General features: G+C 52.5%; 13 protein-coding genes. 9 read left to right on the top strand and 4 right to left on the bottom strand.

Going from position 1 to position 14,218, the window contains the following annotated elements; all coding sequences use genetic code 11:
• Nucleotides 1-39 precede the first annotated feature (39 nt).
• Nucleotides 40-402 (bottom strand): YibL family ribosome-associated protein, encoded by a 363-nt coding sequence (locus tag WC1_RS02080; RefSeq protein ID WP_003024174.1) that lies wholly within the window; start codon nt 400-402, stop codon nt 40-42.
• 292 nt (nt 403-694) lie between these two features.
• Here WC1_RS02080 and WC1_RS02085 point away from each other — a divergent pair, with 292 nt between their 5' ends.
• The gene (locus WC1_RS02085; protein ID WP_003024176.1) at nt 695-901 is read left to right on the top strand and encodes a hypothetical protein; all 207 of its coding nucleotides are present in this window, start codon (nt 695-697) and stop codon (nt 899-901) included.
• Nucleotides 902-913: 12 nt separating this feature from the next.
• Here WC1_RS02085 and mtlR read toward each other — a convergent pair whose 3' ends face one another.
• The 3 genes from mtlR to mtlA all read right to left on the bottom strand — a co-directional run bounded on the left by mtlR (nt 914) and on the right by mtlA (nt 4,690).
• The gene (gene mtlR / locus WC1_RS02090; protein ID WP_003024179.1) at nt 914-1,501 is read right to left on the bottom strand and encodes a mannitol operon repressor MtlR; all 588 of its coding nucleotides are present in this window, start codon (nt 1,499-1,501) and stop codon (nt 914-916) included.
• Nucleotides 1,501-2,649, bottom strand: coding sequence for a mannitol-1-phosphate 5-dehydrogenase (mtlD, locus tag WC1_RS02095; RefSeq protein ID WP_003024180.1), 1,149 nt, complete (start codon nt 2,647-2,649; stop codon nt 1,501-1,503). Before mtlD ends, mtlR begins: the two co-directional genes overlap by 1 nt.
• Nucleotides 2,650-2,776: 127 nt before the next feature.
• Nucleotides 2,777-4,690: a PTS mannitol transporter subunit IICBA gene (gene mtlA / locus WC1_RS02100; protein ID WP_016151161.1), complete on the bottom strand. Its 1,914-nt coding sequence runs from the start codon at nt 4,688-4,690 to the stop codon at nt 2,777-2,779.
• Between the two features lie 530 nt (nt 4,691-5,220).
• On the opposite strand from mtlA, the gene WC1_RS02105 reads away from it, so the two are divergent.
• The 8 genes from WC1_RS02105 to WC1_RS02140 all read left to right on the top strand — a co-directional run bounded on the left by WC1_RS02105 (nt 5,221) and on the right by WC1_RS02140 (nt 14,213).
• Nucleotides 5,221-5,583, top strand: coding sequence for a DUF3302 domain-containing protein (locus WC1_RS02105; protein WP_003024186.1), 363 nt, complete (start codon nt 5,221-5,223; stop codon nt 5,581-5,583).
• A 2-nt stretch (nt 5,584-5,585) separates the two neighbouring features.
• Nucleotides 5,586-6,722, top strand: a complete 1,137-nt coding sequence (locus tag WC1_RS02110; RefSeq protein WP_003024188.1) for an HlyD family secretion protein — start codon at nt 5,586-5,588, stop codon at nt 6,720-6,722.
• Between the two features lie 70 nt (nt 6,723-6,792).
• The gene (locus WC1_RS02115; protein ID WP_003024191.1) at nt 6,793-7,401 is read left to right on the top strand and encodes a glutathione S-transferase; all 609 of its coding nucleotides are present in this window, start codon (nt 6,793-6,795) and stop codon (nt 7,399-7,401) included.
• 98 nt (nt 7,402-7,499) lie between these two features.
• Nucleotides 7,500-8,891, top strand: coding sequence for an L-seryl-tRNA(Sec) selenium transferase (selA, locus tag WC1_RS02120; RefSeq protein ID WP_016151160.1), 1,392 nt, complete (start codon nt 7,500-7,502; stop codon nt 8,889-8,891).
• On the top strand, nt 8,888-10,732 hold the full coding sequence (selB, locus tag WC1_RS02125) for a selenocysteine-specific translation elongation factor (RefSeq protein WP_016151159.1): 1,845 nt from the start codon (nt 8,888-8,890) through the stop codon (nt 10,730-10,732). Before selA ends, selB begins: the two co-directional genes overlap by 4 nt.
• 189 nt (nt 10,733-10,921) lie before the next feature.
• Nucleotides 10,922-12,073 (top strand): L-threonine dehydrogenase, encoded by a 1,152-nt coding sequence (gene yiaY, locus WC1_RS02130; protein WP_016151158.1) that lies wholly within the window; start codon nt 10,922-10,924, stop codon nt 12,071-12,073.
• A 92-nt stretch (nt 12,074-12,165) separates the two neighbouring features.
• A complete protein-coding gene (gene aldB, locus WC1_RS02135; protein ID WP_003837670.1) occupies nt 12,166-13,704 on the top strand; it encodes an aldehyde dehydrogenase AldB in 1,539 nt (512 codons plus the stop codon).
• A gap of 185 nt (nt 13,705-13,889) precedes the next feature.
• On the top strand, nt 13,890-14,213 hold the full coding sequence (locus WC1_RS02140; RefSeq protein WP_003024200.1) for a DUF3302 domain-containing protein: 324 nt from the start codon (nt 13,890-13,892) through the stop codon (nt 14,211-14,213).
• Nucleotides 14,214-14,218 lie beyond the last annotated feature (5 nt).

Raw genomic sequence — 14,218 nt, 5'->3', positions numbered from 1 at the left:
AGTGAAGGACCGGGCAAGCGGATGTTGCCCGGTGGGAGATCAGAACTCGCTCTTCGCGAAGCCCGTCATCTCTTTCAGGCCCATTTCACGGCCAAGCTCGGTCATCGGGTGAACGACAATCAGGCCGCGCACGCTCTTCTTCAGCTTGCCCATGTCGGCCTGTTCTTTTTTGGTGATGGTACGACGGAAAGGGAGTTTCGTCAGCTTTTGCGCTTCTTTGCTCAGCTTCTGACCATGGACTTCACGCAGACGCGCAATCTCGTTTTCCAGAGTTTCTTTCTCTTGCTCTAGCTCGGCATATTTGTCGGCGGCTTCAACCAGAGACAGGTCAGCCTGCTGGTGGCGGATAGCGTCCAGACGATCGCTCAGGCGTTTAATTTCGTTTTTTTCGACTTCTTTCATAGGATAGCTTCTGATAAAAATAGGATGAATATCCTATAGTATGCGCGCAGAGCGGGATTATTCACAACTAATCGAAGATAAATAATCAAATGTTGCAAGTATTATTCAGCTAATGAAAATATTACTATTTTGATTAATAAGGAATTTTAAGCGATAAGATCGACCATGGCGCATTTTGTTGGCGGGTTCATAGTGAAGCACGTTTTCCTTAATGTAATTGCCAAACCGATCCTAAACTTAAATGATCAACCGCGCAGGCTGAGCGCGGTTAATACATGGAGGAGGGAAGATTATGGCGAAAATAGGTGAGAACGTTTCGGCTCTAATTGATAAGACGGTCGATTTTATGGCTTCAAGCCAGGCTTTTCGCGAGTATCTGAATAAAACACCGCCACGCAACGTTGTCCCTTCTGAAATACCGCAGGAGAATGCGCAGTTGTATCTGCAACGTCTGGCGTACTATCGGCAGCTTTATCGACCGCAGCAGGAAGAGAAATAAGCAAGCATCGTCTTATTTTTGAAAGGCTTTTTTTAAGCTGATTTTAGAAATCAGCTCGGTCAGGGAAAGTACCATCGTGGAGCGCACCATCTGCTGGTAGCGCTGGATCTGCATCGCGTGCAGACCTGAGTCTGAGGTATCAAACTGCGGTGGCGGCGGGAGTGCCGTCACGCAGTGGAGTTCGCCAAACGGACCAAGAATTTCATCGTCGGTGAACGCATATTCATTGCCGTCATGGTTTAACTCTTCCCGCAGCGCCATCAGAAGCTCGGCGTCTTCATACTCCGGCCGGCTGAGTACGCCCAGACCGTAGATGAGCTTCAGGCGAACGGAAAGATCGCCCAGCGGACCGTCGCCGTCAAGCAGTGGTTCTACAGCATATTTCACCGCATAGTCGTCTTTGCGAAATACCTGAAGCACAAGAATATTCACCGCCTCGGTGAGCAGTTCTACGGCGGTGATGAGGAAGCTGCGTACGGTTTTGCCAGCATTCAGACGCTCAAGCACACGATTTTCAAAGGCCTGCGTTTGTTCCATTATTGCCTGCATATCTGACAATCTATTATTCAGGCGCAGGATATCCTGCGCCAGGTCCTGCATCATTTCTTTGCGTTATACGCGTTAACAGCCTCAAGCACGACATCGCTGTTGGCATCCAGCCCGGAAACTTGCGCCAGCGCGGCCTGTGGACCTTTTTCGTCAATCAGCGCGGCCAGTTCCTGTGCCTGCGGATCTTCTTCGCTGCGATAGTGCATCGCTGCCGCAATACCGATAACCAGATTCGCATGCGGCAAACCATACTCCAGCGTACCCAGCAGCGGTTTAATCAGACGATCTCCCGCGCTCAGCTTACGCAGCGGCTGACGACCCACGCGCTCAACGTCATCTTTCAGATACGGGTTTTCAAAGCGACCGAGGATTTTCTGAATGTATGCCGCATGTTTTGCTGCATCAAAACCATAGCGTTTGATCAGTACCGCGCCGCTCTCTTCCATCGCACCTTTTACCACTGCGCGGATTTTCTCGTCGAGAATCGCGTCACGGATGGTCTGATGACCGGTCAATTTTCCGAGGTACGCGGTTATAGCATGCCCGGTGTTCAGCGTGAAGAGTTTACGTTCGACAAATGCCATTAGGTTATCAGTTAATTCCATTCCTGGGATATTTGGTAGTTCACCTTTGAACTGTGTTTTGTCGACAATCCACTCACTGAAGGTTTCTACGGTAACTTCTAGCGGGTCATTGGTTGCTGAAGCCGAAGGCGGAACAATGCGGTCCACGGCGGAATCGACGAAGCCAACATGTTCTTCAACCCAGGCTTTGTCTTCATCTGCCAGCGCGTTCATTACATGGCCTTTCAACTGGGTCGTTCCGCGCACCATGTTTTCACAGGCGATGATATTCAGCGGAGTAGCTATGCCCTGTGCCTTGCGTTTAACCAGCCCTTTGGCGATGGCCGGAGCGATACGCTCAAGCACGACCGGACCGACGGCGGTAGTGACTAAATCTACATGGGCAATCAGGTCGACGACATCATCGCCGATGCTGCTCACGGCGTTGACGCCGGAGACGGTATCAACCTGTTCGTTTTCACCTACGACATGAACCTGATAGCTATGACGGGCATTCAGGGCATCGAGCACGACCTGATTTACATCCGCGAACGTCAGCTGTATCCCCGCGTCCGCCAGCAGTTTGCCGATAAAGCCACGACCGATATTACCTGCGCCAAAATGTAATGCTTTCATAGTATTAACCTTCATCAATGTTTTTACCCAAGAGGGCTGGGGTGAGGCTTTTCCCTCAACCTAACCCTCTCCACAAGGGAGAGGATTTTTAGGCCCGGTAAGCGTGAGCGCTACCGGGCAATAACGTTTACTTACGACCAGCCAGCAGCTCCAGAACTTCATCCACGCTGGTGGTATGGGCCAGACGTTCGATCACGGATTCGTCATCCAGCGCGTTGGTCAGGCTGGTAATCACCTGGATGTGCTCGTTGTTACGCGCTGCGATACCAATCACCAGGCGGGCAATATCGTCTTCTTCTTCACCGAAGCGAACGCCTTCCGGATACTGGCAGAACACCACGCCGGTTTTCAGCACGCGGTCTTTGGCTTCAACCGTTCCGTGCGGTACTGCGATGGACTCCCCGAGGTAAGTCGGAGTCAGTTTTTCGCGGTCCAGCATCGCCTCGACGTATTCTGGCTCAACGTAACCGCCTTTCACCAGTTGCTCACCAGCAAAGCGAATTGCTTCCTCTTTGTTAGTGGCTTTACGACCGAGGAAGATATTCTCCGCACCCAGTTTGAACAGGTGGGTATCACCCTCTTCAAAGCTGTCTTTCAGGTGATCGCGGACTTTCTCTTCGTTCACGTTGTGGCGCTGTGCAGCGACCAGACGTTCGGTCAGGTTGGAGTACAGGCCGCTGTCGAGGAAGTTGGTCAGTGAAATGTGCTGTGCCTGAGGCACTTGGCGCATCGCGCGTTCGGTCAGGTCACGGTGGGTAATGACCAGATCCACATCCGGCGGCAGATTGTTAATCGCGCTGTTAGTGACGGAAATCTGAGACAGACCTGCATCCTGTACTTTCTTACGCAGTACGCCCGCACCCATGGCGCTGGAACCCATGCCGGCATCGCAGGCAACGATGATTTTACGCACATGGCTCAGGTCGTTGGTCACGTCGCCAGCCGCCAGCGGAGATGCGCCTTTGGATTCCGCTTTCATGTCGTGCATACGACGGGTTGCGGCATCAATGTCATCATCTTCTTTCACTTTGCTGGTTTTCAGCAGAATGGCTGAAACCACAAAGGAGACTGCCATAGCAGCACAGATAGCAGCGATGTTAGCGAAGTAAGCGCCCTTCGGCGTCATGGCCAGCACGGCCAGGATAGAACCCGGAGAGGCCGGAGAAACCAGACCGCCGTTCAGGATAGTCAGGGTAAATACGCCAGTCATACCGCCGAGGATAACGGCCAGGATCAGACGTGGGTTCATCAGCACGTACGGGAAGTAAATTTCGTGGATACCACCCAGGAAGTGAATGATTGCCGCGCCGCCCGCAGACTGCTTAGCGCTGCCGCGACCGAAGAACATGTATGCCAGCAGAACGCCCATACCCGGACCCGGGTTAGCTTCAATCAGGAAGAAGATGGATTTGCCCATCTCATGGGACTGCTGAATACCCAGCGGTGAGAAAATACCGTGGTTGATGGCGTTGTTGAGGAACAGGATTTTCGCCGGTTCAACGAAGATAGACGCCAACGGCAGCATGTCATGGACAACCATGAAGTTAACGCCTGCCGCCAGGATTTTGGACAGTGCTTCAACCAATGGGCCAATGCCAAGGAATGCCAGAATGGCGAGGATCATCCCGATGATGCCTGCGGAGAAGTTATTCACCAGCATCTCAAAACCGGACTTGATCTTACCGTCTACCCAGTTGTCGAAATGTTTGATAGCCCAGCCGCCCAGCGGGCCTGCGATCATCGCGCCGAGGAACATTGGCATATCTGCACCGACGATAACGCCCATGGTGGTGATAGCACCAACCACGCCGCCACGTTCGCCGCCAACCAGCTTACCACCGGTATAACCGATCAGCAGCGGCAGCAGATAGGTGATCATAGGACCGACAAGCTTCGCCAGCGTTTCGTTCGGCAACCACCCTGTCGGAATGAATAATGCGGTGATAATACCCCACGCGATAAACGCGCCGATATTTGGCATCACCATGTTGCTGAGGAATCGACCAAAGCTTTGCACCTTGATCTTAATATCGGATGACATAAAAACACCCCTTCTTATGTTTGCTATCGCGCAGGCTGAAAGCCCGAGGTTTGTTAATGTAGCGGCAGGAGGTAGCCGGACCCTGTAGATACTGCGAAATCTGGCACTGAATCGTTCAACTGTCCAGTCGACGACCTTTTATGTGATATTCGTCACGTAAATATAGGGTGTATGGCGTTAGTTAATGTGATCTTAATCACAAAATATCGGTACAAAAAAACATCACTGGATCAGAATTCGCCAAAAATGGGGGGTAAATGTGAACTGATTCACATTTTATCCTTTGCTGTTTGTTGAATCTTTGTGATGCAGATCGCAAAGTATTTTCATCTGCATTTGCTCGGATGTGATCTACAGCAGGTTCTACCCCCCGATATTTTTATTGCAAACAAAGCAACTTCTCACCAGAAAAAATATTTATTTTGTGGTATGGCGAAAACCCCAAACTGCAGTTATGTTCAAAACATCAGCCTGGGTGCATGCGGCTGCCGGCATAAAAAAACTCTAATTAGCGTGAATTCGAGGCAGGTATGTTTCTAAATTATTTCGCACTGGGCGTGCTGATCTTCGTCTTTCTGGTTCTGTTTTACGGAATCATCGCCATTCACGATATTCCCTATAATATGGCTAAAAAACGCAACCATCCTCATGCTGATGCCATTCATACGGCGGGTTGGATTAGCCTGTTTACACTCCATGCAATATGGCCGTTCCTGTGGATTTGGGCGACGCTCTACCAGCCTGAACGGGGGTGGGGCATGCAATCACACATCATGTCGAACGGAAAGGACCCAGACCCCGAGATTGCCGCACTGGCAGCGCGTATCACCCAGTTGGAAAAAAGACTGGATGGGGAGAAGAAAACAGATTACTCCACCTTTCCGGAGATTTAATCATGGATTTGTTGATAGTCCTGACCTATGTGGCCTTTGCCTGGGCCATCTTTAAAATATTCCGTATTCCGGTAAACCAATGGACGCTCGCTACTGCTGCATTAGGTGGGGTATTCATTGTTGCGGGACTGATCTTATTAATGAACTATAACCACCCGTATACCTTTACGGCGCAAAAAGCGGTTATTTCAATTCCGATCACTCCGCAAGTCACAGGAATTGTTAGTGAGGTAACGGATAAAAATAATCAGTTGATTAAAAAAGGCGAAGTGTTATTTAAACTCGATCCAGGCCGCTATCAGGCACGTGTTGACAGACTGCAGGCTGATCTTGTTACCGCCACACACAACATCGACAATCTGAAAGCCCAACTTTCTGAAGCCGTCGCCAACACTACCCGCGTTTCCGCTGAACGCGATCGTCTGTATAAAGATTATCAACGCTATTTGAAGGGCAGCCAGGCGAAGGTTAATCCCTTCTCTGAAAGCGATATCGACAACGCCCGGCAGAACTATCTGGCACAGGACGCGCTGGTAAAAGGTTCCGTTGCCGAACAGACGCAGATTCAGAGTCAGTTAGACAGTATGGTCAACGGGGAGCAATCTCAGGTTGCGTCTCTGCGCGCTCAGCTCGCTGAAGCCAAATACAATCTTGAGCAGACTATCGTCCGTGCCCCCAGCAACGGCTATGTTACGCAGGTGCTTATTCGGCCCGGGACCTACGCCGCCGCACTACCTCTGCGCCCGGTGATGGTATTTATTCCGGAACAGAAACGGCAAATTGTGGCGCAATTCCGCCAGAACTCGTTGCTGCGTCTTAAACCGGGTGATGAAGCGGAAGTGGTCTTCAACGCGCTGCCTGGTCAGGTTTTCTCCGGTAAGTTGACCTCCATTCTTCCGGTTGTGCCGGGCGGTTCTTATCAGGCGCAGGGGGCATTACAGTCCTTAACTGTGGTGCCGGGTACCGATGGCGTGCTGGCTACGATTGAGTTGGATCCTAATGCCGATGTGGATGCGCTGCCGGACGGTATCTATGCTCAGGTGGCGGTCTATTCCGACCATTTCGCTCACGTTTCAGTGATGCGTAAAGTGCTGCTGCGCATGACCAGCTGGATGCATTACCTTTATTTGGATCATTGAGACCGTCATCACCTGCCATTTACGGTGACCTGAGCCATACTGATATTTTTGTTGGCAAAAAGGACCCGGCATGAAACTCATTGGCAGCTATACCAGCCCTTTTGTGCGTAAAATTTCTATTCTGTTACTGGAAAAGGGCATCACCTTCGAATTTGTTAATGAACTTCCCTATAGCGCGGATAGCGGCGTGGCGCGTTATAACCCGCTAGGAAAAGTACCCGCGTTGGTCACCGATGAGGGTGAGTACTGGTTTGACTCTCCGATCATCGCAGAATACATCGAGCTGCTGGATATTGCGCCAGCCATGCTACCGGGTGAACCGTTAGCGGCACTCAAAGTTCGTCAACTGGAAGCGTTGGCCGACGGTATTATGGATGCGGGATTAGTCTCGGTGCGCGAGCAGGCTCGCCCCGCCGCGCAGCAGTCAGAAACTGAACTGTTACGCCAGCGGGAGAAGATCACCCGCAGTCTGGATATGCTGGAAGGCTATCTGGCGGACGGTACGCTGAAAACGGATACGGTTAACCTGGCTACCATCGCGATTGCCTGTGCCGTCGGTTATCTCAATTTCCGTCGGGTCGCGCCCGGCTGGTGTGTGGACCGCCCACGTCTGGTCAAACTGGTGGAAACGCTTTTTCAACGCGAAAGTTTTGCCCGCACAGAACCGCCAAAGGCTTGATGCAGATAATACCTGCCTGAGCAAAGTCACGGTACAATCCTTCCTATATCGATAGCCCTCTCCGCGGTGGAGAGGGCCACCAACAGCCAGGCCCTTTCATGACAACCGACATGCGTTCACTCTACAGCCAGCTTCCCGCTATCGATCGTTTATTGCGCGATAGCGCCTTCCCAGCCTTACGTGAATCTCACGGTCATACCCGGGTGGTTGACCTGCTGCGTCATATGCTTGACGAAGCCAGAGATGCGATTCGCGACACGCACGCGCTCCCGGCATGGTGTGAGGACTGGGCGCAAGAAGCCAGCGCCCGGCTGGAACGAGAATCGCAAAGCGCGCTGCGTCCGGTGATTAACCTGACCGGAACGGTGCTGCATACCAACCTTGGGCGAGCGTCGCAGGCCGAAGAAGCGATCGAGGCGGTGGTGCAAGCAATGCGCACGCCAGTGACGCTGGAATATAGCCTGGATGATGCCGGACGTGGACATCGGGATCGGGCGCTGGCGGATTTACTCTGCCGTCTGACGGGAGCGGAGGACGCCTGTATCGTCAATAACAATGCGGCAGCGGTTTTACTGATGCTGGCCGCCACGGCCAACGGCAAAGAGGTGGTCGTTTCGCGCGGTGAGCTGGTGGAAATTGGCGGCGCGTTTCGTATTCCGGACGTGATGTGCCAGGCCGGATGTGTTCTGCGCGAAGTCGGTACCACCAACCGGACCCATGCGAAAGATTACCGTCAGGCGGTGAATGAAAATACCGCTCTGCTGATGAAAGTCCATACCAGTAATTACAGCATTGAAGGCTTTACGAAGTCGGTGGATGAGGCTGAGCTGGCCGCTATTGGCAAGGAACTGGATGTGCCGGTAGTGGCGGATCTCGGCAGCGGCTCACTGGTCGATCTCAGCCAGTATGGATTACCGCAGGAGCCGATGCCGCAACAGCTGATTGCCGCTGGCGTCAGTCTGGTGAGCTTCTCTGGCGATAAATTACTGGGTGGGCCGCAGGCCGGGATTATCGTCGGTAAAAAAGAGATGATCGCTCGCTTACAGAGCCATCCGCTGAAACGCGCATTACGGGCTGATAAAATGACACTGGCTGCGCTGGAAGCGACGCTGCGGCTCTACCTGCACCCGGAAGCGCTGGCGCAGAAGTTGCCGACGTTACGCCAGCTCACTCGCTCGCAGGAGGCTGTCCACGCGCAGGCCCAACACTTACAGGCACGGCTTACCGAGCATTACGGTGACGAATTCGCTCTGAACGTCATGCCTTGCCTGTCGCAAATTGGCAGCGGCTCGCTACCGGTTGATAGGCTGCCCAGCGCGGCATTAACCTTTACCCCCCATGACGGGCGCGGTAGCCGCCTCGAGGCACTGGCCGCCCGTTGGCGTGCACTGCCCGTGCCGATCATTGGCCGGATTTATGATGGCCGCATGTGGCTGGATCTGCGCTGCCTTGAAGACGAGACCCGGTTTATGGAGATGATGCTGAAATGATTATTGCAACCGCCGGACACGTTGACCACGGAAAAACAACGTTATTACAGGCGATTACCGGCGTGAATGCCGACCGTCTGCCGGAAGAAAAAAAGCGCGGCATGACCATCGATCTCGGCTATGCCTACTGGCCGCAGCCGGACGGGCGGATACTGGGATTTATCGATGTACCCGGACACGAAAAGTTTCTGTCTAACATGCTGGCGGGTGTTGGCGGGATTGATCACGCACTGCTGGTGGTGGCGTGTGATGACGGCGTGATGGCGCAAACGCGTGAGCACTTGCAAATTCTGCAACTGACGGGTAATCCGCAGATCACCGTGGCACTTACGAAAGCCGACCGCGTGGACGAAGCAAGAATTGAAGAGGTGCGTGCGGAGATTCAGGCCACGCTGGGGAATTATGGTTTCGCGGAGTCGGTGCTTTTCGTCACTGCCGCCAGTGAAGGCCGTGGCATCGAGGAACTGCGCGAACATTTGCTGCAATTAACGTCGCGTGAGCATGCCCGCGATCACAGCTTCCGCCTGGCGATTGACCGTGCCTTTACGGTCAAAGGCGCGGGACTGGTGGTGACCGGGACGGCGCTCAGCGGTGAAGTGAATGTCGGTGACACACTGTGGCTCACGGGCGTCAACAAACCGATGCGCGTACGTAGCCTGCATGCACAAAATCAGGCCACCGATCGCGCGCAGGCGGGACAACGTATTGCGCTAAATATTGCCGGTGATGCGCAAAAAGAAGAACTTAACCGCGGCGACTGGCTGCTTGCTGATGCGCCGCCAGAGGCGTTTACCCGCGTGATTGTTTCTTTAGAACATGCCGCGCCGCTGATGCAGTGGCAACCGTTGCATATTCACCACGCGGCCAGCCACGTCACCGGGCGTATTTCCCTGCTCAAAGGGACGCTGGCGGAACTAGTGTTTGATACACCACTCTGGCTCGCCGATAACGACCGTCTGGTGCTGCGTGATATTTCGGCTCGCACGACGCTGGCCGGTGCGCGCGTGGTCACGCTCAATCCGCCGCGTCGCGGGAAGCGTAAGCCGGAATATTTGCAGTGGCTGTCGGCGTTGGAAAACGCACAGAGTGATGGTGACGCTCTGGCGCTGCACCTGACGCGTGGAGCGGTAAATATTCCCGACTTCGCCTGGGCGCGTCAGCTCAACGGTAACGGCATGCGTCCGTTGATCGAGCAGCATGGTTTTATTCAGGCGGGATACAGTCTGTTGGATGCCACTGTTGCAGCGCGCTGGCAGCGCAAAATCCTCGATACGCTGGCGACTTACCACGACCAGCACCGCGATGAGCCTGGACCTGGGCGCGAACGCCTGCGCCGGATGGCTTTGCCGATGGAAGATGAAGCGCTGGTTCTGCTGCTGATTGAAAAGATGCGCGAGAGCGGCGTCATCCATAGTCATCATGGCTGGCTGCATTTGCCCGATCACAAGGCCGGTTTCAGCGATGAGCAGCAGGCTATCTGGCAAAAAGCAGAACCGCTTTTTGGCGATGAGCCGTGGTGGGTGCGCGACCTGGCAAAACAGACGGGCACGGATGAGCAAATGATGCGTGTGGTGTTACGACAAGCGGCGCAGCAAGGCATCATCACCGCGATCGTGAAAGATCGTTATTACCGTAACGATCGGATAGTGGCCTTTGCCAATATGATCCGCGAACTGGATCAGGAAAGGGGATCGACATGTGCCGCTGATTTTCGCGACAGGCTTAACATCGGGCGCAAATTGGCTATTCAGATTCTGGAATATTTTGACCGCATTGGTTTTACTCGCCGTCGGGGAAATGATCATTTATTACGCGATGCATTGCTGTTCCCCGAAAAGTAATGAAACAATTAATTCAGGAATTAAATGAATTAATACAAAATAGATATTGATTGAAATAAGCACATTAGATTATGAACCTAATGTGCTTTTTAATTTTGGTTGTTATTAAAATAACAACCATGATCATATTCTGTTGGATATTTCACTCGTATGCTTCCTGACTCTTTTAGAGTAATTAAGGATCGTACAATGGCTGCTTCAACATTTTTTATTCCCTCCGTGAATGTAATCGGCGCTGATTCATTAAAAGACGCAATGAATACAATGGCGGAATATGGTTTTCGCCGTACGCTGATTGTCACGGATGCCATGCTAACGAAATTAGGTATGGCTGGCGAGATTCAAAAAGCATTACAGGAACGTGATATTTTCAGCGTAATTTACGACGGTACGCATCCTAATCCCACGACCAGCAACGTTGCCGCTGGCCTGCAAATGTTGACTGAAAACGACTGTGATAGCGTTATTTCTCTCGGTGGCGGTTCTCCACACGATTGTGCAAAAGGTATTGCGCTGGTGGCGGCTAACGGTGGCGATATTCGCGATTACGAAGGTGTAGACCGTTCTGCAAAACCGCAGCTGCCGATGATTGCCATCAACACCACGGCGGGTACGGCATCTGAAATGACCCGCTTCTGCATCATCACCGATGAAGTACGCCACATTAAAATGGCGATTGTGGATAAGCACGTTACGCCGCTGCTGTCGGTTAACGACTCCTCGCTGATGGTCGGCATGCCGAAGTCTCTGACGGCGGCTACCGGTATGGATGCGTTAACCCACGCTATCGAAGCCTACGTGTCGATTGCTGCCACGCCAATTACCGATGCATGTGCGCTGAAAGCGGTCACCATGATTGCGCAAAACCTGCCGGTCGCCGTTGAAGAGGGCAGTAATGCTCAGGCGCGCGAAGCCATGGCCTATGCGCAGTTCCTCGCAGGTATGGCCTTTAACAATGCCTCTCTTGGCTACGTGCATGCAATGGCGCACCAACTGGGTGGCTTCTACGATCTGCCACACGGAGTATGTAATGCCGTACTGCTGCCGCATGTACAGGTATTTAATAGTAAAGTTGCTGCCGCCCGCCTGCGCGATTGCGCCTCGGCAATGGGTGTGAACGTTGCTGATCTCAACGAAGAGCAAGGGGCAGAAGCCTGCATCGCAGCGATCCGCGAACTGGCGCAGAAAGTGAATATACCGGCCGGTCTGAGTGAGCTGAACGTGAAGGAAGAAGATTTTGCCGTTCTGGCGACTAATGCCCTGAAAGATGCCTGTGGTTTCACTAACCCTATTCAGGCGACACATGAAGAAATCATGGCGATTTATCGTGCTGCCATGTAATTCGTGATACCTGTCGTAAAGCAGTAAAAGGCTGGCGAATAATTCGCCAGTCCCGTCTACCCTTGTAGTACCCCTACAGCAAGGAGACGGTCATGACCAATAACCCCCCTTCAACGCGTATTTACCCCGGCGAGTATGGTTACCCCCTGAAGTTAAAAGCCCGATACGATAACTTTATCGGTGGTGACTGGGTCGCCCCGGTGGACGGCGAGTATTACCAAAACCTGACGCCGGTAACCGGGCAATTACTGTGCGAAGTGGCCTCTTCCGGCAAAAAGGACATCGATCTGGCACTGGATGCCGCGCATAAAGTAAAAGATAAATGGGCGCAGACTTCCGTGCAGGACAGGGCGGCGATTTTGTTCAAAATTGCCGATCGTATGGAGCAAAATCTGGAGCTGCTGGCAACGGCTGAAACCTGGGATAACGGTAAACCCATCCGCGAAACCAGCGCGGCAGATGTGCCGCTGGCAATTGACCATTTCCGCTATTTTGCCTCCTGTATTCGTGCGCAGGAAGGGGGAATCAGCGAGGTTGATAGCGAAACCGTGGCTTATCACTTCCATGAACCTCTTGGCGTGGTAGGGCAAATTATCCCGTGGAACTTCCCGCTGCTGATGGCCAGCTGGAAGATGGCACCCGCGCTGGCGGCGGGTAACTGCGTGGTGCTTAAACCCGCGCGCCTGACGCCGCTGTCCGTGCTGTTGCTGATGGAAGTCATCGGCGATCTGCTCCCGCCTGGCGTGGTGAACGTGGTAAACGGCGCGGGTGGGGAGATCGGTGAGTATCTGGCGACGTCAAAACGTATTGCGAAAGTGGCGTTTACCGGCTCAACGGAAGTTGGGCAGCAGATCATGCAGTACGCCACGCAGAACATTATTCCTGTCACGCTGGAACTGGGCGGGAAATCACCCAATATCTTCTTCGCGGACGTGATGGATGAAGAAGATGCGTTCTTTGACAAAGCGCTGGAAGGTTTTGCATTGTTTGCCTTCAACCAGGGCGAAGTGTGTACCTGTCCGAGTCGTGCGCTGGTTCAGGAATCCATTTATGAACGTTTTATGGAAAGAGCCATTCGTCGGGTGGAAAGTATCCGTAGCGGCAACCCGTTAGACAGCGTGACGCAAATGGGCGCGCAGGTGTCGCATGGTCAACTGGAAACTATTCTGAATTACATCGACATTGGTAAGAAAGAAGGAGCAGATGTTCTCACCGGCGGGCGGCGCAAGCAGCTGGATGGCGAGTTAAAAGAGGGGTACTACCTCGAACCAACCATTCTGTTTGGTAAGAACAACATGCGGGTTTTCCAGGAGGAGATCTTCGGGCCGGTGCTGGCTGTCACAACGTTTAAAACCATGGAAGAGGCGCTGGAAATCGCTAATGACACCCAATATGGGCTTGGCGCTGGCGTCTGGAGTCGTAATGGAAATCTGGCGTACAAAATGGGACGTGGGATTCAGGCGGGGCGAGTTTGGACCAACTGTTACCATGCGTATCCGGCACATGCGGCGTTTGGTGGCTATAAGCAGTCGGGCATCGGGCGCGAGACGCATAAGATGATGCTTGAACATTATCAGCAAACCAAGTGCCTGTTGGTGAGCTACTCTGATAAACCACTGGGGCTGTTTTAATTTCACGTCACTGATTGCCCGGTTTTGCACCGGGCATATCTTTATTCTGCAGTTATATAGAAACCCATATATCGTTATATAAATAAGAAAATTGCATCCAGTCTGGTCATTCCAATACTATTATCAACTCTATTGTTTAAATCAAATTGTATCTGAATTCCTTAATTTAAATCCCTGAGGCAAATATGTTCCTTAATTATTTTGCATTAGGAGTGCTTATTTTTGTATTCCTGGTCATTTTTTACGGGATTATTATTCTGCATGATATTCCCTATCTAATTGCAAAGAAACGTAACCATCCTCATGCCGACGCAATACATGTTGCGGGTTGGGTTAGTTTGTTTACCTTACATGTTATTTGGCCCTTTTTATGGATCTGGGCAACGCTTTATCGTCCGGAGCGCGGATGGGGTATGCAGAGCGCGGATTCTTCCCTGATCCAGCTTCAGGCAAGGGTTGCGGATCTGGAAAAGAAACTGGGTGAGGCCAAGACCTCTCCGGCGGAGTAATATCG

It is taken from the genome of Citrobacter sp. KTE30, assembly GCF_000398825.1.
In the GTDB taxonomy this organism is placed as follows: domain Bacteria; phylum Pseudomonadota; class Gammaproteobacteria; order Enterobacterales; family Enterobacteriaceae; genus Citrobacter; species Citrobacter freundii.
Note: the sequence above shows the minus strand (reverse complement) of the source record. Positions and strands in the feature narration are given on the sequence as shown.